A 19,741-nucleotide genomic window follows, 5' to 3' on the forward strand; every position below is an offset into this window, starting at 1 on the left:
CTTTTGTCCTTTTGACTTTATTATGGAAAGGAATTGAATAGATGTTAGATAATACGGACGCGCATATCTTAGATGAACTCTCGAAAAATAGCAGACTCACGATGAAAGAATTAAGTAAGAAAGTCCATTTAACTGCACCCGCTGTTTCAACTAGAGTGGCGAAATTAGAGGATCAAGGAGTGATTGAGGGGTATTCCATTAAAGTTAATCAAGTTAAATTGGGGTTCTATATACATGCTTTTATTACAATTTTCACCCAGAGCACTTCTCATCAGCCTTATTTATCGTATATAAAAACACAAGACCATCACATCATCAATAACTATAAAATTAGTGGAGAAGGCTGTTACCTTCTAGAATGCAAATTTCCTTCTAATGAAATATTAAATGTTTTTTTAGAAGATCTAAACGAACATGCAAACTATAAATTATCGATTATCATTGGCAAATAGTAGATAAAAAAACTTTGCGACGGGTATCATTTATCAAATTGAGAATGCTAGCTAAATCAACTTTCTCATAACAATATGTTTTACTTACTTAACTTGTTAAGTATTCGAGAAACAATTGCTACAATCAATGATAGAATAGCGACTGCGATACCCGCGTAGCGAAAATCGATAGCTGTAATTTGCTCGAACGGAGAAAATATGTCAACGAAGATACTTAATACTAGTAAAAGGCTAACTACAACTAAACATAATATATATAGTTGCTCTAAATATTTTATTGTTATTTTCAATACAATCAACCTACCTCTTCACTTCAAAATCGATTGTTCCTATTATTGAATAAAACCTATAATTAATACAATTGATAGTCCTATTATTGCTCCTATATCTGGTGCAAAACGTTTACTTTCTTTTCTCTTTTCAACTACAGTTATCGATTTACCAAGTATGACTAATATAATTGCTAGACTAATTACTAGATTACTAAAAATGGAACGAAATGGATCATCGGTCATGAGAACTATCGAAATTGGAATTACTATTAAAAATAGGGCACTTATATACAAGAAAGCTCGCCATTTACCCATACTTCATTAAACCTCCCTTCTCATTTACATCTGAGATGTGTATTAATATTCTTACAACGATGCCTTATTAAACCACCGTATCCTATAATTGTAAAGCTTTTTTACTGTTTATTCTTTATTGTTATAACGATTATAACGCATGAAAATGAGTTATAAAAATGACTATTTTTTGTGAAGTTTACACTTAAGAAACAGCGTTTAACAAGATATTTTAGTTTTTCGGTCTCAAAAACTCCATAAAAAAGAAAAAGGCGTGTCAAAACTATTGTCAGTTTGCACGCCATTTCCATTATCATTACAGCATATGCACCTCTAAACAGAATGGTTTAATTTTGTTAAAGAGGTCGGTGAAATTAATTTAATTATTCTTTGAGATTCCTGGTACCAGTTGAGTCAGTGCCTCTTTGATTGGTGTCGCTGGTCTTCCTAGAAGCTTTTCAAAATCATCGCTTTCTACTGCTAGTGAACCTGCTCGTATACTTTTCTGGATATCAACAAGAAAAGGAATAAGAACATCCGGTAGGCCCGCACCCTTCATGATCTCAGCAAATTCTTTATCATCCACTTTTTGTATTGGTACTTCCTTCTCCAATACAGTACCGAGTATAGATGCAAACTCTTCTTGAGTTAATAACTTACCAGACAGCTCGTAGGTTTTGTTTTCATGCCCGTTTCCAGATAAAACGGCTGCTGCCGCTTCTGCATACTCTTGTTGTAATGCCCAACCTACTTTTCCATCTCCTGCAGATGTAATCCATGGAGCTCCTGCTAGTACACCTTGAATACTGGAACTTTCATTCTCCAAGTACCAATTATTGCGTAAGAATGCATAAGGAATGCCAGTTTTTAGTATTGCTTCTTCTGTCTCCCTATGCGTAGGAGCGAGAAAATTCACACTTTCTCTTGCGTTCACTATGCTTGTGTAAGCAATAAATTTAACTCCCGCACGCTCTGCAGCAGCAACAGCAGTATCATGTTGCTTAATTCTTGTATCATTATCTCCATCTGCAGAAACAATTAACAGTCTATCAATACCAGCAAAAGCAGTATCTAATGTGTCTGGATAATCAAAGTCTCCTTGGCGAACGTCTATTCCGCGGTTTTTTAAGCTTTCCGCTTTCTCTGGATTCCGAACACTAACAGCTAATTGGTCTACTGGTACAGTTTCCAGAAGCGTTTCAACGACTTTCGCTCCTAATTTCCCTGTTGCACCTGTTACTAACATTTTCATTTTGTTTATTCCTCCAAGTAAAGTTTTTACGTATGATGTGATATCTTTATCTAATTCAATAAGAACTAATATGTAAACACTAACTGAAAAAAGTCTGATGAACAAATCTTTTAACTAAGAGAGCGGGAGATATTGGTGTATAAACTAGCTGAAAAATATTATGGATTAAATCAAGACTTTTTATTAACACTGGTACAAAGATAGTTAATCAACACCAATTGGAGTCTATTAAAGCATAAGCTAGTAAAAATACCAACCCAATTACTTCCAGTCTTGTCTTTCAGCTGTTAATCTATTAAACTTTAAAAGGAAAATACTACATACTAGGATTAAAATATTGTTAAAAACAAGGAAGGAGTACACAAAATGTTTGATTATATTAATTCTTTATCGCTAATCCAGACGATACTCATTTTTCTTGCAATTCTAATCATTAATGTAGCCTATATGTATCTGGTCCGTAGACATGTCGAAAGGTTGTTTTCTAGAACAAACTCAATTGAGCAGGCCATGAATCGATTACGTGTACTAAGTCAATATACATATATAGTGTTAATCGCTATCTCCAGCTTTTTTATAACCTTTCTATTCATGATAAATTTAGAAGAATATCTAGGTGAGTCTACTAGCAATGTGATTGTCAGTATGATATGCTCGTTTGCTTTTCTCGGTCTTATGATCACCGTAAATCAGCTAGTGATTTCGAAAACAACGAATAAGATTCGAGATACAGAAGCTACGATGAAGGAAGAAACGGGAGAAACCGTACGAGGCATTCTTTTTATATTCATTCCAATCGTTGTTGTCTTAACTCTTATGGAAATTATCCCTGAAGATTTTCTAGGCGATGTGGGTGACTTTCTTTTGCCAATATTAATCGTTATGTTAATCCCAATGGCTACCGCACCATTCATCGGAAAAATGTTAAAAGCATCTGCTATGCCTGAATCTGACTCAAAAGATGAACTGCTACAGTTTTTAGCAAAATTAAAGATTGAAAATGTACAACTATATACTTGGCCGACAAAAAAGAAAAAAATAGCCAACGCACTCGTCACTGGTTTTACGAAAAAGAAACAAATCTATATTTCAGATTATATGCTTGAAAATATGACGATTGAACAAGTGAAAGCCATTCTTGCACACGAAATCGGACACATTAAGAAAAAGCATTTGTGGAAAAGACTTGGGTGTATCGCACTTGTGATGTCCATGATTACTGGACTAGGATTTGGTATGGAATGGTATGAGAACCATGTTGCAACAATCCCTATCTGGATCGGTATAACGCTGATTATTGGTGCGCTTGTTATTGGTTTTGGGATTATCTTTAGATATGTCTCAAGAGTTCATGAAAAAGAAGCTGATGCCTATGTGCTAAAGCTTAACATCGATTATCGAAATTTTGCGTCAGCACTATTGAAGCTCGCTGAACTGAACCACATGACAACAAAAATGGGTAAACTTGACGAGTCATTCCAAACACACCCATCAATCGCCCGCCGTGTCCATTGGATCATAGAACAAGCGAATGGGTCTATTGAAGAGGTAACTGAGTACACCGATGCAGTGCGTACTAATTAATTTTATTAAATGAGTAATATATGCGTTGTACTTCGAGTGTTTACTGCCTTCTGTTTAAAAGTAACTACTATCCAATTGAGGTCAATGCTTACCCGTTTAAACATCGGCCCCGATTTCGGTTAGTTTTTAGAATTCTAGTACCCTTGTGCAGACTCGGTTAATGAGATGTTGATCATGACTAATAACAAGCACTCCCATATTCCGTTCTTTAGCAATGTCTAGTACTGCATGCCAAATTTGCGCCTGCGTTACAGCGTCTAGCATGGTAGTCATTTCATCGGCAATTAAGAATTTTGTTTTTGGTCCTAATGCCCTTGCTACACAAAACCGTTGCAGCTCACCACCTGATAGTTCGTTTGGCCAACGATTAAGCCATTCCTGTTTGATTCCTAGTTTATCAAGAAAGTCATCGTTAGGTTGCCAGCCTTCGTTCAATGTTCTACGTAGCTTCCACCTTGGGTTCACAGCTTTTTCCGGGTGCTGAAAAACAAGCTGTACAGGGTGATAGGAGCTAGTCATGATTGGTTTTCCATCCATCGTAACCGTTCCTTCATTCGGAAGTTCATAGTCCGCTAAAATCCGACTAAACGTTGTCTTCCCTACACCACTCGGCCCGGTAATTCCGACAACCTCTAAAGCCTCTACTTGTAAATCAACGTGACGAAACAACCAGTCACCGGCTCCGTATTTGAACCCAATATTTTTCGCCTCAAGTAGCATCGATACACCTCACATTTCCATTTCTAACAGATCTCAAGCAACCGCTCATTTCATTCTCATCTAAGTTAAGCATTAGTCTTATATGCTTCCCTCAATCCATGTAAAATCATTTTGGGGAAGTGCTCGCCACAACGCTTGCGTATATGGGTGACGTAACCGATCTCCTTTTCCTTCAAAATCTTCTACAGGAGCGACCTCAAGAACTGTACCTTCATAAAACACCGCAACTTTATCCGCAATCTTTAGAGCCGATTCAATATCATGACTGATTAACATAACTGCACACCCTTGATCAGCAAACTCTCTAAAATTATTTAATGCTTCTTCTATAACAACCTTGTCAAGACCTGGTGTTGGTTCATCCGCAATAATCACGCTGGCACCACTTACCATTGCCGTAGATACAAGGACTCGTCTTGCCATTCCTCCAGACAACTGAAAAGGATACATGTTGCCCACTTCTTTTTTTAAATGGTAACGTTGAAAAACTTCTTCCTGTGCCTGTTTGGCATTTCTTTTTCGAACGGAAGAACGAACCTGTGAACCTACACGCATCAAGGGATTGAGATAACTCACCGATTGCGGAACAAGCGCAATCTCTTTTCCCCTGAGTTGCTCTTGCCTCTTAGACGTTAACACTTCTCCATCATATGTAATCTGTCCACTAGTCTCAGCATTAAGAGGGAGAATTCCCAAAATAGCATGTGCGAGCAAGCTTTTCCCTGATCCACTTGCACCAACTACTGCCAGTATTTCTCCAGAAACAAGCTCGATATTTAAATTGGATATCACCTGGTGTGTAGTTTGACGCAGACCACTCGTATATTGTTTAAAAGAAACAGAGAGATTGTTTACTTTAAGGATTGACATTGAAAAAACTCCTTTAAGATTTATCTAGCACAACCAATTTCATTTTAACGGTGCGCATGATGTGGGTCGATTAACATTCGAAGATTATCCCCAATTTTATCAAACATTCGGACAATAAAAAGCAAACAAATGCCTGGAAAGAAAGCAAGCCACCACATTCCGACAGATAGATAACGCATCGATTCTGATAATATGATACCAATGGCTGGTTCTTGTGGGGACAAGCCTAGCCCTAAAAAAGTAACGGCAGCCTCATGCAATATCGCATGTGGAAATAAAAGCAATACGCCCACTAACATTTGTGGAATAATATGGGGCAACATATGCTCCTTCGTGATCCACCAACGCGATTTCCCCATTTTTTTAGAAACTTGAACAAAATCTAATGATCGAACTTGCATGACCTCGGAACGAATCACACGTGCAAGACTAGGCCAGTGCGTAAGTGCAATACCGAGAACAATTCCCTTGAATCCCCCTCCAAAGGCAAAAGCAATTAAAATTAACGAAACTAAATGCGGAACACTAAGAAATAGATCAATAAGCCATGTCACAATGCTATCTGCCACTTTCCCCATTGTAGCCGCAACAAGACCAAGAATGACAGAGATCGTAGCACTCCCAATAGCACCAGTCAACCCTACTCCAATACTTAATGAAAGTCCCATCAAAGTACGAGAAAACATGTCCCTTCCAAGCCAGTCCGTACCAAATAAATGATCCAAGGATGGCGGGGAATTCCGCACTTCTAAATTAGTCGCTATTCGATTTTCATCTAATAAAATTCCTGTTAGAACAACGACACAAACAACAATGGACAAACCAATACAAACTAGGAGAGTACGTTGCCTTTTATTTAACGGTTGCTTCAACAACTGTTTATTGCTTAACTGCATAGGATTTCCCCTCCCTTGTCCTTGGGTCAACAACACGATATATTAAATCGGCGATTACATTTCCAACAAAGACAAAGATTGCACTAAAAAGCACTAACCCTAACAATAAAGGAATGTCACCTCTAAGTCCTGCTTCGACGGTCGCCTGTCCTAATCCAGGATAGGAAAATACCTGTTCTGCCAATACAGCTCCGCCAAACAATTCACTAAAAGCTGCAAACTGCAGGGTGATAGCTGGCAATGCTATGTTTCGTAACCCATGTCTCCAAAATAATGTAAACCCCTTTTCTCCTCTAGCTCTTGCAAAAACAACATAATCACTAGACAATACTTCGATTAACTTCTGACGAGTGTGTAAGGCAACATTGGCTACCCCTATAATACTGAGCGTTAGTGCAGGTAGAATTAGGTGCTTGATTCGATCCATTATTGTTACATCTTCAGCAAGTACACCTGCAGGAACTCCCATGCCTACTGGGAACCAATTCAACCAAACTGCAAACACAATTAATAGAAGCAGCCCCATCCAAAAGGTAGGGGTCGAAGCAAGTGTATAGCAATACCACTTAATCATCCGGTCGATCCAAGTACCTGTATTCATGGCAGCTAGAATTCCTATAGAAAAGCCAATAACACCAGATAGTACCCACGCTACACTCATAAGCGCAATAGAATTCAAGAAACGCTCCCCTATCACTTCGGAGACAGGTAACCGAAAAATCATCGATGTCCCTAAGTCCCCAGACAGAACCGCCGAACTCCAGCTCATGAATTGCTCCATGACAGGCTGATTTAGTCCCCAATATTCCTCAATTTTTTCCCGTTGCTCTTGACTTACATTCAACATATCCGCCCCGACATAGGCTTGGATTGGGTCGATGGGAGAATTTTTTACTAACAAGAAAGATATGAAGGAAATTGCAACGAGAAGGGACGCCATTTTAATAGCCTTCCAGAAAAGAAAGGTTACAATATTCCATGTTAATTGCCATCTCATTGGACTATTTCCACTTCCATTCAACTAAATTATCGGTTACAGGCCAACCGTGACCATGCGGATGAATTCGTTGATCACCAATGTCTAATTGGTCATCTACTAAATACAAGTGATTAACGTTCACTAACCAAGCCCATGGTGCATCGCCTTTTGCACTCAAACCAGTACTACCATCCCATTGCGCTTTTTTCCAATATTCATTTGCCTCACTCTGGTCGGTTGCAGTTAGCGCCAAATCCATATACGCATCCACTTTACTATTTTGATAAAACCCTGTGTTAAAGTACTCCACACCAGCATTTTTGCTACTATAAAGGTTATACATCTCGAGCGGATCCTGACTTCCCCAACCAAATAACACAGCGTTGGAGTACATCATTTTCTCAATTTCATCCCAGCTTTTTCCATCCACTAAAATAGATATGCCTAGCGGCTTCATCATATCTGCAAATGCAATGGCAAGAGACTGCCTTGTCACATCACTTGCTGAATAAAGGAGCGTGAATTCCGCTTTCAAACCATCTTTTTGCAAGATGCCATTATCACCTTTTATCCATCCCGCTTTTTCTAAAAGTTCACTAGCAGCTTCCATATTTCCATCTTCTATCACCGTTTCTGGATTCCACCACGGTAGTCCATCTACTGATGTGTAGGCAGGAGTTCCATGACCTTCTAAAACACCCTCCACAAGTGCATCACGATCAACGGCTATATTAATCGCTTTTCTAATCGCTGGATCTGCTGTGACATCATTTCCAATTGGGTACCCTTCTTCGGTTGTCTGCCCTGATTTAACATATGGAAATTGCACACCACGGTTATCTACCGTTTGAACCGATTCTAAGCGCATACCTGGTACCTGTTGATTACTAAACGCAGCGGGAATATAAGCCATATCTACCTCTCCAGCTTGAGCTCTGGCAAATGCTGCATCTTCCCCTAAGAATAGAAATGTTATTTTTTCAAAATAAGGCTGTTCCTCATAGTAGTTTTGATTTTTTTCGATAATAAGCTGTTGTCCCTTGTCCCATTGTACGAATTGAAAAGGACCTGATCCAATTGGATTCTCTGCATACCCATCTCCATGAGCATGTTTAGGTACGATACCAGTTGTAATTAAAGATTGAATAAACGTAGAACGCGGCTCTTTCAATGTAAACGTAACCGTAAAGTCGCCTTCTACTTCTACCTTCTCTACTACACTCAGGTCTAACACAGACCCTCCATCTCGAGCCGTTTCAAATGTGTATTTTACATCCTCTGACGTTAGAGGTTCGCCATCGGTAAAGACGACATCCTTTCGTAATTCGACTTTCCAAGTTAGACCATTATCACTTATTTCATAGTCTGTTGCGACATCATTAACAATGTTTAAATCATTATCCCGTTTTAACAGGGTACTTTGAAAAAGAGGTGAGCCATATCTCCCCCATCCCGTTGTTGGATCAAATCCCGTATCGGGTTCAGAGCCTACTGCTAGGATTAAATCTGTTTTCTCACCTTGAGTTTCTTTAGCTACTTCATTTTTCTCATTATTATTGGGTTGCATACATCCCGTTACTATTATTAGCAAGATAACCATACCACTGATTAACCCAATCTTCTTCATTATGTAATCCCCCATTAATTCACCTTTTCTATCATCGACTTAATAAAATATATTGAAGTATTTATTTCTGCTATATTGTAACACAAGCACCTTCGTTTTTGGCACGCCATTCCACCTCGTCAAGTGAAAACCTTTTTACATTTGAATAGTTATGTACTAAAGATTTCATGGTCAACGTTTAATCTATTTATTTGATGGGTCATTGTGAACTAATTTCCTGTTACACCTTCATAAAAAGTTTTAAAGATTTTTATGCCCTTTTTTTGGCTGGTTAATATCCTAGAGTCACTATATAATTTTAATGATAGTCTAAATATTTGAAAAAATTATAATAAATACCATTTACAGATTTTAGGCTTTATTAACTACTAATCACCACTTCGAATTATAACATGGTGAATTTTACCTGAAATAATATCCCCCCTCGCTTCTAAAGTCAGGTTTGATGTCGAATTATGTATTCATCTTTTTTTGAACAACCTTATTCATAGAGGAAAGCCATTTTCACTAAAAATATTTAGAATTACATACGCAGTTCCGTATGTTTTCGCAGATTGTTAATTAACCCAAAAGACCTACTCCTTGTTTCTTTTTGTCGAAAAATCAAAGTTGCACTAACCATTTTCTTTAGTACTTATGCTATATTCCATTATGAAACTACTTATTCTATACTCCCATATGTGACCATTTTTCCATAATTTACTATTCAATGCTTACCAACCTCTAAGCTATAGGTTTATGGTGATTAATAAACACATCCATGAAACTAATTCCTACCTAAAACATCATAATACTTGCATTAGTAATTACGAAAAAATTTTCACAATAAAAGAATAGGAGAGTGATCGAATGCCAAAGAAAATTTCACTGCTCGTGCTAGTTTTTCTGATTGCGCTGTATCCAACCATGATATCAGCAGCAGCAAGTCAAACGAGTGACAATCAACAAAACGGGCAGGAAGAAGCCAAAATTAGTGCCACTGATACAAGTGTAGAAACTACCCTTGTAGATAATGGGGAAACTGATGCGGCTAAAGTAGAGACGGAATCAACAAACCAAGAAAGTGAAACAGTGGAAGAAGCGATTGAACCATCAGGTGAAGAAGCTGAAACTGTGGAAGAAGTGACCGAAACAACTGATGAAGAAGTCAAATCTGTGGAAGAAACAACTGTATCTACAGACGAGGAAGCTACATATGAAGAAATAACAGACAACAACACAGATAGTAATGCAGGAACTGAAAGTGTAATGAACGACACACCTGTCTCCGATGAGAATGTAGACGAAACGAAGGAACTAGAAGAAGAGGAATTAGCTGAAGTAACAAATGAAGAAAATTCAGAGAACGAAGAGCTTAACTTCTTTCTAATGTCTGGAACAGCTGATGGAAATATTTATTACGATTTTAACAAAGGGTACTATGTATTACAGCTGGATGCTTCCATTTTCAATCTAGCAGGCAAACAAAATTTAATTGATAAGTGGCTCGTCTTTTCATTACCAACTGGTGTAGACATTCCAGATGTAGATGGAGTTCCAGACGGTATTACTCCAGTAACATTACATGATGGCACCACTGGTATTGCTGTAAATATTCCAGATATTGAGGGCGCTGGTAAGGAAGGAGTTCAGCTTGATATTCCTTTGATTGGTACTGCAGATGTATCCAATGAAAATACTGATATATACGTAGCCAATGTAGAAGCTGAAAGTAATACGTACGAAATACTTGGGCAAGTAAGAGATGAACGTAATATTGATTTTTCCGTCATGGATGGTGAACCGAATTTTGACGTAAGTGGAGATGTTGAAGGTTCTACAGCATACAATGTTGAAAATCATTATTACACGTTAGACCTTCATGCTGAGCTAACGAATAATTTAGATCAAGAATTAAATGACCAATATGTTGGATTTGTATTACCCGATGGTGTTACTGTCGTTGATAAAATTGACGTAGAATATGAATTATTTGAGCTAGAGAATGGCCAACAAGCATTAGCATTACCTTTTTCTACAATTAAAAAAGGTTATAATGAGCAAAATTTTACTATTCCTTTGATTGGTCAAACAGATGATAGTGTATCTGATGCACCTTTAACATTGTACCGTGTCGATACAAATCCAATTACTGGCGGTTACTATGTTACTGGAGAAATAAATGGTACAGCCAATATCGATTTCTCTGCGATGAATGAAAGCTGGTATTTAGATGGTATGTCTTCCCTAGAAATTAATTATCTTGACTCACCTGAAAACCTAATTGGATTAGTTTTTGCGTTTCACATCCGAAATCTCACCTTGGACGATGTTGATAAAGTTAGTATTTCCTTTAATATTCCAGAGGATATAACTTTACATAATCCTGATGAATATCAACGTAGTGCGGATATTCCAGATTTACTTGCTGATTTCTTAGATCACTGGTCCGGCGATTCTCAAGGCTTGAATGTTGAATTGGTAGGTAATACAGCTACTATTAAATTTAATGAATTTCAAGGAACTGAATCGGCGACTGGACTTTTCACAGCGCTTGGTGAAAGTGAGCATTCTCTTCAAGAACTAAAAGGTGTAGAAATTACATTAAGTTTGTATAGAAATGGCAGTGAACTTGTAAAAGAATTATCCATTCCATTCGAAGTTTATGATGAAGATTCGTTAGATCCAGGAAATGGTGACGACGATAATGATGGGGACAATGAAGAAGAACCTGACACTGGAAACACTGGTGGAAGTGATAATGAATCTGATAATAATGGTGGAAATGAAGGTTCAGGAAATAATAGTCAAGATGACGCTAATGAAAATTCAGATGGCGATCATGAGAACGTAGATGATAGCTCTAATGAAAATTCAGATGGCGGTCATGAGATCGCAGATAATATCTCTAATGAGAATTCAGATGACGATCATGATGATAATAAAAATGCAAACCAAGAAAATGATGACAAGACAAAGAATCAATCATCTAACAATGATAATGAACTACCTAACACTGGTTCGTTCTTCGGAGTTGGATTTTGGGCAATCTTTGGTGCATTCATGATTGCAGTTGGTGGAATTTTAATGTTTGCTCGCTCTCGTTTTGCTAGAGTGTAAGTAAATCAACTCCCATTCATACTAGTGTATGGATGGGAGTTTTTCTGATTTTTATGTTGAAAGGCAAAATTCAGCTGACATTACCTGACTATTTTTTCATATAAAAAAGCACCACAAAATGCTAACGGTTTCCGTCGCCAAACTTGAAATTACACTGTCAAATGCACCTAAGATTGCATAACGTATTGAGCCGTATTTTGTAGTAACAATTGCTTATTCAACTCTTGCTCCCGTTAATTTAAGTATATTTCTTCACAAAATCTGTCAACCTTTTTTCAAAATTAAGTGCCATAAAAATAATCATTAGGTTTAGATTACCGTTGCGGAGAATAGTTTTATTAAACGTTACTATTAATAATTAATTCATTATTATCATTTATGATAATTCGATTATTAGTCGACAATGTAATATCAAGAGGATAAATAGCGGAAATCTTATCCGAAAATATCCACCTTCGACCTGGCTGAATTAACAACATAAAGACTCCTGTCGTGCTATCTCCCATAAAATTAAGCGATGTAGCACTTAGCTGATAGTTACCACGTTCTTTTATTCCTATATCAATCAACTGTTGACCCGCAATGATGGAATCATCTACTGTTAGACTAATTTCACTGATATTTAAGATGTTTCTCGGAGAAAACGGTCCATTTCCCGCTTCAGATATAGAATGCCTAGAGATGAACTCTACAATATTACCAGCTGGGTCATAAAAATAAAGGGAATGTGCGTCTGAATGAGAAAACTCAGCTTCATCTTCCCCGTCCTCTACATTTAAATTAACTCTTTCTTTAATCCAAGACTTAGCCTCATAGAATTTGTTACCTTGAATGTTAAAAGCAAAATGATAGTAAGGTTCTCCTTCTACATCTTTCTCCGTAAACTCTAGTTGACTAGAACCGACAACAACCTGAAAGCTATATTCATTTTCCTTTGTTAAAGGTAACCCTAGAGTATTAGTGTAAAAATTCTTCATTTCTTTTATATCTCTAGTTTTTAAGGTAACTTGTTTTATTTCCATTTTTCATTCCCCCTTTATCAAATTTTAAAATTCTCCTCTTCAACTAAACTGTTCTTTAGCAAAAGAGCGACAGCCTTGTATTTCCACATTCGCAACCGTTTGTTTAATTAAAATAATTAGTTACCTCTCTTTTATTTGTTTTAATAAATCAATTATCTCTTCGTTCTGTTTATTTGCTTTTCTAAGTTGCACATCTATACCGATTAAGGTGATTACTATTATTATAAAGCCAATTTCTAACAAACAAATCATCTCCTCAATAGAAGTTTCTTTATATATCCTGCGTCTTTATTTCGATAATCTCTTTCTTGAAGATAATCACCCGTTTGTTGAAAAAGAAATAACTAATTCTAAACTTATTCAGTAGCACTAGATATATAATTTTTCCTAACCAAAACAAAGACTAAAGATAATACTAAAGATATAATTGGGAAAATGATATTCCAAGATGTGATAATAAGTTCTAAATCAGGATAATAATACATGGAATACCATACTTCATATAACAAATTAAGAACCAATGTGACCAAAGGACCAACCCAAATCTTCTTCGTAATAGTAGCCAATAAAACCCCTAAACCAATAACTATAATTGGAATTATAATCAATTGCATAACAAATGGGTCTACTGAATTGATAAAGCTCACAACATCACCTCAGCTATATAATAAATTCGATGTCTTTCTCCACTATCCTGCTGCGTTAATTTAAGTACATCTGTTCATCACATATTAATTTTAACATAAAATTCCAATAATTATTCAAATACAAAAGGATCATCGCAATCGATAATCCTTTGTTAAACTCTTTCACCCTATAGTTTTTCACAAACTTGACTACTACTTTCAACCAACTTTAATTCCAAAAGCTATCCACCTTCTATCAATGTCTTCAACTACAAATTCCTTATTATTGTAATCAGTATTATCTAAAGAACGGACTATATTCACATTAGAATTGAGTAATTCTTCTTGAAGTTCCTTTTGATTCTTCGTAATAAAGTAAGCGTCGTATCCGTAGCCGTATAAGTCTCTATTAGGAATTACCTTTTGTCCATTAGTTTTGGTTATGATAATTTCTGTTGTATCACGATACAAGCAAATATGAGGTTCATTCGCATTCAAATAATGAACAGCCGTAAATCCCATTTTATGTTCATAAAAATTTGCAGTTTTTATTATGTCCTGTGTTGGAAAAATACAGTGTGATTCTATTAAAAGGTTCTTCATTTACTTTCTCCTTATATATAAGTTTCCCAATTTATTTTCTATAAACCTTAGTGAAATCCCTTCTTTCACTGAACTGCCCTTTAATGCAATAGGATCTGTCACATCTACAACTTATTGTTCAATATTTGCACCCGTTAGGTGAATAATCTCTGGTTATAATCACAATTCTATTTCAATTATAAAAACAAATCTTTTCTAATTTAAAATATTATTTGAAATTATCTGGATTGATATATAACTTTAATATACTTGGGTTTACGAACCTTATTGAACCTACCTCCCCACAATCCAAACAGACAGTTAGTTCTTTTTCAAACTCTGGTACTTTTACAAATGAATTTCCACCACAGTTTTTGCATTTTTTCATTTCATATCTCCCCCTCGCTAAAAGTTAATTGTTTTTCATTATTAAATAAATTACACATAAATGAGCATTAATCCTTCTTGATACAGATAGGTAAGGGTTTGAAGTTATCGCTCCCTTTTCCCCCTGTTCACACCAGTACGTGCGACTTTCACCGCATACGGCGTTCCAACTAATCCAATTCATTCAATTTTATGTATTTTAGGTTTGACTTGCTTTCTTCGAAATCAAACAGCTTGATTATGATATTGTAATCGAAGTTCGTTAAGTTTTTCTATTTGCTTTTTGGTTAGATTTAAGATTTGTAATAGTGCTTTTATCTTATCATTGTCTTTCATGTGTACTAGTCTGTGGACTGATTCATGAAGTATTACTAGATTTGAGAATGAATCATCTTTTGAAAGATGATAAGGATTCTTATGGTGGCAATGCCAATCATTTAGACCTAGTTCTACACCAGAAATGGCACACTTACCATACTGAGCGATAAATTTACTTATTCGATTGTCGTTATATTCAATTGTCCGATTTGGAATAAAGCTTTTCATGATGTAAGATAAGACATCTTTATTTATGGCTTTTAACCCTTTGTGTATCTTTTCTCTACCTTCGGTCGTGTAATTGCAAGTATCCTGGGGAAAGCATAAATTCGTTTTATATTTTTGGGCATGAATGGGTACAAACACCATGTTTCTTATCTTATATAGTTTGCATTTGTATCCTCTATACCTCTTTTGTAATGTCTTGGTCATGTCATGAAATTCTGCGTCAGTTCTTAGAATCCTTAGGCGATTATACATCGTTTTTCGTAGATAAGAGTTTAACTCATTAAGATTTATCGTAATTCCAGTGGCTGCGGAATAGTAATTTTGTATCCCCATAACGATAGTGTTGAAATTCCAAACGGTTTGATTACTAGGATGTTTCTGAACAACTTTGATTGCTTCTTTTATTTTGTTAGAAGCACTTAGTTGTGCTTTTTTAGACATATTTGACTTGGCGACATAGCCGTACTTTGTCTTGCCTTTTCTTACTGCTTTAATAGAAAAACCGAGAAATTCGGAAGAATTTTTCTTTAGATTAATTACCTTAGATTTTTCTTCGCTTGTTTCAAGGTGTAACCTAGTCATCAAGAAGTCTTTAATGGCATAGTTCATTCTTATTGCTTGTGAACGAGTACGGCATAAAACCTTAAAGTCGTCCGCATAGCGGACGATAAAGCATTCTTTTAGTCTCGTTCTCTTAAGTGCTTGGTGTTTAATTCCTTTAGTTTTATAGTTGAAATTAGTATCGAATGATTCCCACTGATTACTAATCCACCAGTCAAGTTCATTTAACACAATGTTTGAGAGTAATGGAGATAAAATGCCACCTTGCGGTGTTCCCTTAGTTGGTATCCCTTCACCATCAATCTCTGCTTTTAAGAGTTTTGTAATAATGGATAGAAGTGGTTTATCTTTTATTCCTACAGACCAAATTTGTTTTAAAAGTTTACTATGATTTACGTTATCAAAGAACCCCTTTATATCAACATCAATACAATGATGGAGTCCAGATAGGTTTATAAGGAATTCAAACCTAGCCTTTGCATGATGTGTATTTCGGTTAGGTCTAAATCCATAACTATGCTTATAAAACTTTGCTTCACAAATAGGTTCTAATACTTGCAGTATGCACTGTTGAAAAATCCTATCCCAAATAGTTGGAATTCCTAAAGGTCTAGACTTACCATTAGGTTTTGGAATCAAAACACGTCTGACTTTCTGAGGTTCATATGATTGAAACATGTTTTGAACCCTTGTTACTACTTCTTCCACTGATAAATGACTAATATCTTTAATTGTTAATTTATCTGTTCCTGCCGTTTTACTTCCAGTGTTTCTTTTAATATTTCGATAGGCAAGACGTATATTTTCATTAGAACTCATCAATTCTATTAATCCATAAAACTTATCACCATTGGTACTACGAGCATAAAGGGTGTCGAAACACTCTTGTAGATTGTAATACTCGTTATGCCTCAGTTTCTTCCGTTTCAATAAGTCGGCTACCCCTTTCGGAGTTAAACCTCTTTTAGTCTTACGAGAACCTTATTAACCGATAAAGATCTGCCTTACATGGTTGAATGATTCTTCATTAGTCTAGTGGCTATCCCTCTGTGTTGATTAAACACTTCATTGGTACCGTGCCACCACTTTCACTGATACAAAAATAAGTTATACCATAACTATTGTCATTATGGTTTTCCCTATTACCATTTCATCGGAAGCAAGCCCTTCACGTTATCAGCTTACAACGTTGAATTATATCTATTATAGAAAGAACTTAGGTGCTTCCTTTAAGCCTGTTAACGTTCATACGCCTATAACGCATCATGGATTTTCATATAAGTTAGTCTTACTCACCCACAGTTAACATCACAATTTAGTGATATACACATTTCTATGTATCGTGCGTTTAGACCCGTACCTTCAGAAGTTTGTCAGCTTAACCTTTTTCTTGTAGATTTATTCGCATACTCACCATATTCATTCAACTCAAGCATCATGATTTACACCACCCCATCGGGTAGGATTTCGTCAGCTAAACTACACTGTTACGGTAAGTTCTTACGCCTTTTCACCGAGCTCTTAACACTATCATTCTTACTAAATCTAGTGCTAATCGACTAAGAGAGAACCCTTCCGAGCGTTACCTCTTCATTTGATTCTTCGATATAATCCTTCAATTCCACAAGGAATTGCCTAGCCTTTACCAGAGAGATGTAACCATCCTCCATTTAAACTAGGAACATTTCGCACAACTAATGCACCCATTCGTTTAAGTGTACTATTTCACAATAAAACTTTAAGATATGTAATAAGTGATCTTAACTTAGGGATAGATCCTTTGGTTTTTATCTCCTCAATAATGTTTCAATATGTTCTTTTACATCATTCCAATTTTCATCAATAATACTATAAACAACATAATCTAACCCATTATACTTTTTTCTTAGAACCCCTTCTTTTTTTGCTCCCAACCGTTCAATAGCCTTTTGTGAACGATGGTGAGTTGAAATAGTGATAATTTCTACTCGTACAGCATTCCAAACCTCAAAGGCATATTTTAATAATAAATATTTACTTTCTGTGTTTACCTGAGTCCTCCAAACATCAGGTGAATACCAAGTCCAACCAACGTTGAGGTTCTTATGTAGTTTAGAAATTCTCAAATATCGAGTCATTCCAACCATTTTATTTAGCTTGTTATCAAAAACAGCGTATGGAAATTCTTCGCCCCGTTCTCTTCCTGAAATCGCAGTTCTCACAAAATTGTCCATCTCTTTTTCAGTATGTATTTTTATAGGTAGGTTTGCCCATATTTCAGGAGAACGTGAGCATTGAAATAATAAGTCGGTTTGTTCAACTTCTAAAGGGATTAATGATACTCTTTCGCCTTGTAAATGAACAAAATTCATAGAAACAAGTTCCCTCCATTCAGTGTTAAAAAATCTATATTCTCGAACCAAATCAAATAAGGTTAGTTAGATAAATATTACCATAAAAGTACATTTCGTTATTCAACTATTCTGGCCTATTAACACAATAAACACATACTCTTATTGAAGAAATGCATCCTTTAGTGAAATACTACAAAGGAATCACATAACTGACTGTGAAAAGTTTATCCTCTACAATTCAGTGGGACCACTCATTTGGGACATAAGTAAAGCAAAAACGAAAAATGCTCCACTTCCAAATGCGATGATTATCGCTAAAACCGCAAGGGAATTTTTTTCTGTATCTTTAAAAACAGCTATAACGCCAAAAATCAAAGATACAATGATGGACAACGAGACAAGAAAAAAACCGAAATAAGGATGGATTCTTATTAGCCCATACATCAATGCAAATAAAAATGGCATTGAAAATATACTTAAAAATAAAGACCAGTAGCTTCTCCAAGAGAAATTTTTCAATTTAGTCACTCCTCAAATATTTAACTATTCTGCAAACTCTATCAAGTAGTTTCACAGACTATGACAAATTAATTTGAAAATGAACGACTTTGTAGATAAATTACTTATTTTTCTTGTACATTAACTATTACATTACCAAACAATTTATCATCAAAATACACTTCTAACCTCCATTTCCCTGGACTAGGTAACATCATTGATGAAGGAATATGTTGGTCTGCTCCCAAATGTGGAGAATGTAAATTATTATGACCTTCAAAAACAGTAATTTTTTTATTGGTTTTATTACTTATACCGAGCACTTTAAACGGTTGAGTAAAAGTATCTTCCTTCCCCCAAAAAAACCACATATATTTCTGTTTTTCACCTTCTATAAAAGGTCCGTACTCTGAAAAACCAAATTTTCCATTATCCCCAATTCTAAATACAAAGTTTTCTTTCTTACCGTCATCTGTTACTACAACTTCTCGAACAAGCGTTGGACTTTCTTCCCAACTTTGTTCGGCTTCACTTGTATTCTCCTCTTTTGAGCACCCCATAAGCAATAATCCACTTATAAAAATGAGAGCAATTTTTTTAATGAATAACGCCTCCTAACCTTTTTTTCAATACTGCCCGTTAATTTAAGTACAACTGTTCACACACTTAGTTTAACATAATATTCCAATTATTCTTTAAATAAAAAAATAACACCGTAATCGATAATCCCTTGTAAAATTATCCCCCCCCTTTAGAGTAACAAGCATAATTACTTTTGTGACAAGATAGTTTTATCTATAGGTACGGTTGTTTCTATAAAATCTTGATCAATATTAAAAAATACTTCATTCAATTTTTCTCGTCCACCAATTTTTTGAAACCGTTTTTGGACACGCTTTACGTGTTCTTCATCACTTTTAACTTTATTTTCAATGATTTCATAATCATCATAGCTATCATATTCCCATATTGCAAAGATATCTATAGCACCTTCGTTCTCTTTAGTCATCCATCTACCAACTAACCTTGCACCATATTTAAGTTGGCTTGGTAAAAGCGTTTCATTAAAATGCTTGTTAAACTCATCTAAGATATTTGGAGCGACTTTGTACATTTTTCTACGATAAATCATGTTTTCACT

At 35.8% G+C, this 19,741-nt stretch carries 21 protein-coding genes; 3 read left to right on the plus strand and 18 right to left on the minus strand.

Going from position 1 to position 19,741, the window contains the following annotated elements; all coding sequences use genetic code 11:
• Positions 1 to 41 precede the first annotated feature (41 nt).
• Positions 42 to 452, plus strand: coding sequence for an Lrp/AsnC family transcriptional regulator (locus QQS35_RS18270; protein ID WP_285933659.1), 411 nt, complete (start codon positions 42 to 44; stop codon positions 450 to 452).
• Between the two features lie 80 nt (positions 453 to 532).
• Here QQS35_RS18270 and QQS35_RS18275 read toward each other — a convergent pair whose 3' ends face one another.
• From QQS35_RS18275 to QQS35_RS18285, 3 genes are all read right to left on the minus strand, one after another.
• Positions 533 to 742, minus strand: a complete 210-nt coding sequence (locus QQS35_RS18275) for a hypothetical protein (RefSeq protein ID WP_285933660.1) — start codon at positions 740 to 742, stop codon at positions 533 to 535.
• A 42-nt stretch (positions 743 to 784) separates the two neighbouring features.
• Positions 785 to 1,039, minus strand: a complete 255-nt coding sequence (locus QQS35_RS18280; RefSeq protein WP_285933661.1) for a histidine kinase — start codon at positions 1,037 to 1,039, stop codon at positions 785 to 787.
• 358 nt (positions 1,040 to 1,397) lie between these two features.
• Positions 1,398 to 2,270, minus strand: coding sequence for an SDR family oxidoreductase (locus QQS35_RS18285; protein ID WP_285933662.1), 873 nt, complete (start codon positions 2,268 to 2,270; stop codon positions 1,398 to 1,400).
• Positions 2,271 to 2,636: 366 nt separating this feature from the next.
• Between QQS35_RS18285 and QQS35_RS18290 the strand changes: the two genes are divergently transcribed.
• Complete coding sequence (locus QQS35_RS18290) at positions 2,637 to 3,854, plus strand: M48 family metallopeptidase (RefSeq protein ID WP_285933663.1); 1,218 nt, start codon at positions 2,637 to 2,639, stop codon at positions 3,852 to 3,854.
• 126 nt (positions 3,855 to 3,980) lie between these two features.
• Here the strand turns inward: QQS35_RS18290 and QQS35_RS18295 are convergent, their stop codons facing one another.
• The 5 genes from QQS35_RS18295 to QQS35_RS18315 form a co-directional block, all read right to left on the minus strand.
• Positions 3,981 to 4,574: an ABC transporter ATP-binding protein gene (locus QQS35_RS18295; protein WP_285933665.1), complete on the minus strand. Its 594-nt coding sequence runs from the start codon at positions 4,572 to 4,574 to the stop codon at positions 3,981 to 3,983.
• 78 nt (positions 4,575 to 4,652) lie between these two features.
• Positions 4,653 to 5,444: an ATP-binding cassette domain-containing protein gene (locus QQS35_RS18300; RefSeq protein ID WP_285933666.1), complete on the minus strand. Its 792-nt coding sequence runs from the start codon at positions 5,442 to 5,444 to the stop codon at positions 4,653 to 4,655.
• A gap of 44 nt (positions 5,445 to 5,488) precedes the next feature.
• Positions 5,489 to 6,340, minus strand: a complete 852-nt coding sequence (locus QQS35_RS18305) for an ABC transporter permease (RefSeq protein ID WP_285933667.1) — start codon at positions 6,338 to 6,340, stop codon at positions 5,489 to 5,491.
• Positions 6,324 to 7,337 carry an ABC transporter permease gene (locus QQS35_RS18310; RefSeq protein ID WP_285933668.1) on the minus strand — a complete coding sequence of 338 codons (1,014 nt, stop codon included), beginning with the start codon at positions 7,335 to 7,337 and terminating at the stop codon, positions 6,324 to 6,326. Before QQS35_RS18310 ends, QQS35_RS18305 begins: the two co-directional genes overlap by 17 nt.
• 4 nt (positions 7,338 to 7,341) lie before the next feature.
• Positions 7,342 to 8,946, minus strand: a complete 1,605-nt coding sequence (locus QQS35_RS18315; protein ID WP_407933986.1) for an ABC transporter substrate-binding protein — start codon at positions 8,944 to 8,946, stop codon at positions 7,342 to 7,344.
• Between the two features lie 849 nt (positions 8,947 to 9,795).
• Here QQS35_RS18315 and QQS35_RS18320 point away from each other — a divergent pair.
• Positions 9,796 to 12,045, plus strand: a complete 2,250-nt coding sequence (locus tag QQS35_RS18320) for a hypothetical protein (RefSeq protein ID WP_285933669.1) — start codon at positions 9,796 to 9,798, stop codon at positions 12,043 to 12,045.
• 338 nt (positions 12,046 to 12,383) lie between these two features.
• Here QQS35_RS18320 and QQS35_RS18325 read toward each other — a convergent pair whose 3' ends face one another.
• The 10 genes from QQS35_RS18325 to QQS35_RS18370 form a co-directional block, all read right to left on the minus strand.
• Positions 12,384 to 13,067: a VOC family protein gene (locus tag QQS35_RS18325; RefSeq protein ID WP_285933670.1), complete on the minus strand. Its 684-nt coding sequence runs from the start codon at positions 13,065 to 13,067 to the stop codon at positions 12,384 to 12,386.
• A gap of 120 nt (positions 13,068 to 13,187) precedes the next feature.
• Positions 13,188 to 13,310: a hypothetical protein gene (locus tag QQS35_RS18330; RefSeq protein WP_285933671.1), complete on the minus strand. Its 123-nt coding sequence runs from the start codon at positions 13,308 to 13,310 to the stop codon at positions 13,188 to 13,190.
• 113 nt (positions 13,311 to 13,423) lie between these two features.
• The gene (locus tag QQS35_RS18335) at positions 13,424 to 13,714 is read right to left on the minus strand and encodes a hypothetical protein (protein WP_285933672.1); all 291 of its coding nucleotides are present in this window, start codon (positions 13,712 to 13,714) and stop codon (positions 13,424 to 13,426) included.
• A 198-nt stretch (positions 13,715 to 13,912) separates the two neighbouring features.
• Complete coding sequence (locus QQS35_RS18340; RefSeq protein WP_285933673.1) at positions 13,913 to 14,296, minus strand: VOC family protein; 384 nt, start codon at positions 14,294 to 14,296, stop codon at positions 13,913 to 13,915.
• A gap of 208 nt (positions 14,297 to 14,504) precedes the next feature.
• Complete coding sequence (locus QQS35_RS18345; protein ID WP_285933674.1) at positions 14,505 to 14,663, minus strand: hypothetical protein; 159 nt, start codon at positions 14,661 to 14,663, stop codon at positions 14,505 to 14,507.
• 224 nt (positions 14,664 to 14,887) lie between these two features.
• A complete protein-coding gene (gene ltrA, locus QQS35_RS18350) occupies positions 14,888 to 16,699 on the minus strand; it encodes a group II intron reverse transcriptase/maturase (protein ID WP_285933675.1) in 1,812 nt (603 codons plus the stop codon).
• Between the two features lie 857 nt (positions 16,700 to 17,556).
• The gene (locus tag QQS35_RS18355; protein ID WP_285933676.1) at positions 17,557 to 18,120 is read right to left on the minus strand and encodes a GNAT family N-acetyltransferase; all 564 of its coding nucleotides are present in this window, start codon (positions 18,118 to 18,120) and stop codon (positions 17,557 to 17,559) included.
• Between the two features lie 213 nt (positions 18,121 to 18,333).
• The gene (locus QQS35_RS18360; protein WP_285933677.1) at positions 18,334 to 18,621 is read right to left on the minus strand and encodes a hypothetical protein; all 288 of its coding nucleotides are present in this window, start codon (positions 18,619 to 18,621) and stop codon (positions 18,334 to 18,336) included.
• A gap of 104 nt (positions 18,622 to 18,725) precedes the next feature.
• The gene (locus tag QQS35_RS18365) at positions 18,726 to 19,160 is read right to left on the minus strand and encodes a hypothetical protein (protein ID WP_285933678.1); all 435 of its coding nucleotides are present in this window, start codon (positions 19,158 to 19,160) and stop codon (positions 18,726 to 18,728) included.
• Positions 19,161 to 19,369: 209 nt separating this feature from the next.
• Positions 19,370 to 19,732, minus strand: coding sequence for an NIPSNAP family protein (locus tag QQS35_RS18370; protein WP_285933679.1), 363 nt, complete (start codon positions 19,730 to 19,732; stop codon positions 19,370 to 19,372).
• Positions 19,733 to 19,741 lie beyond the last annotated feature (9 nt).

This window comes from Aquibacillus rhizosphaerae, assembly GCF_030282825.1.
Taxonomy (GTDB): domain Bacteria; phylum Bacillota; class Bacilli; order Bacillales; family Amphibacillaceae; genus Aquibacillus_C; species Aquibacillus_C rhizosphaerae.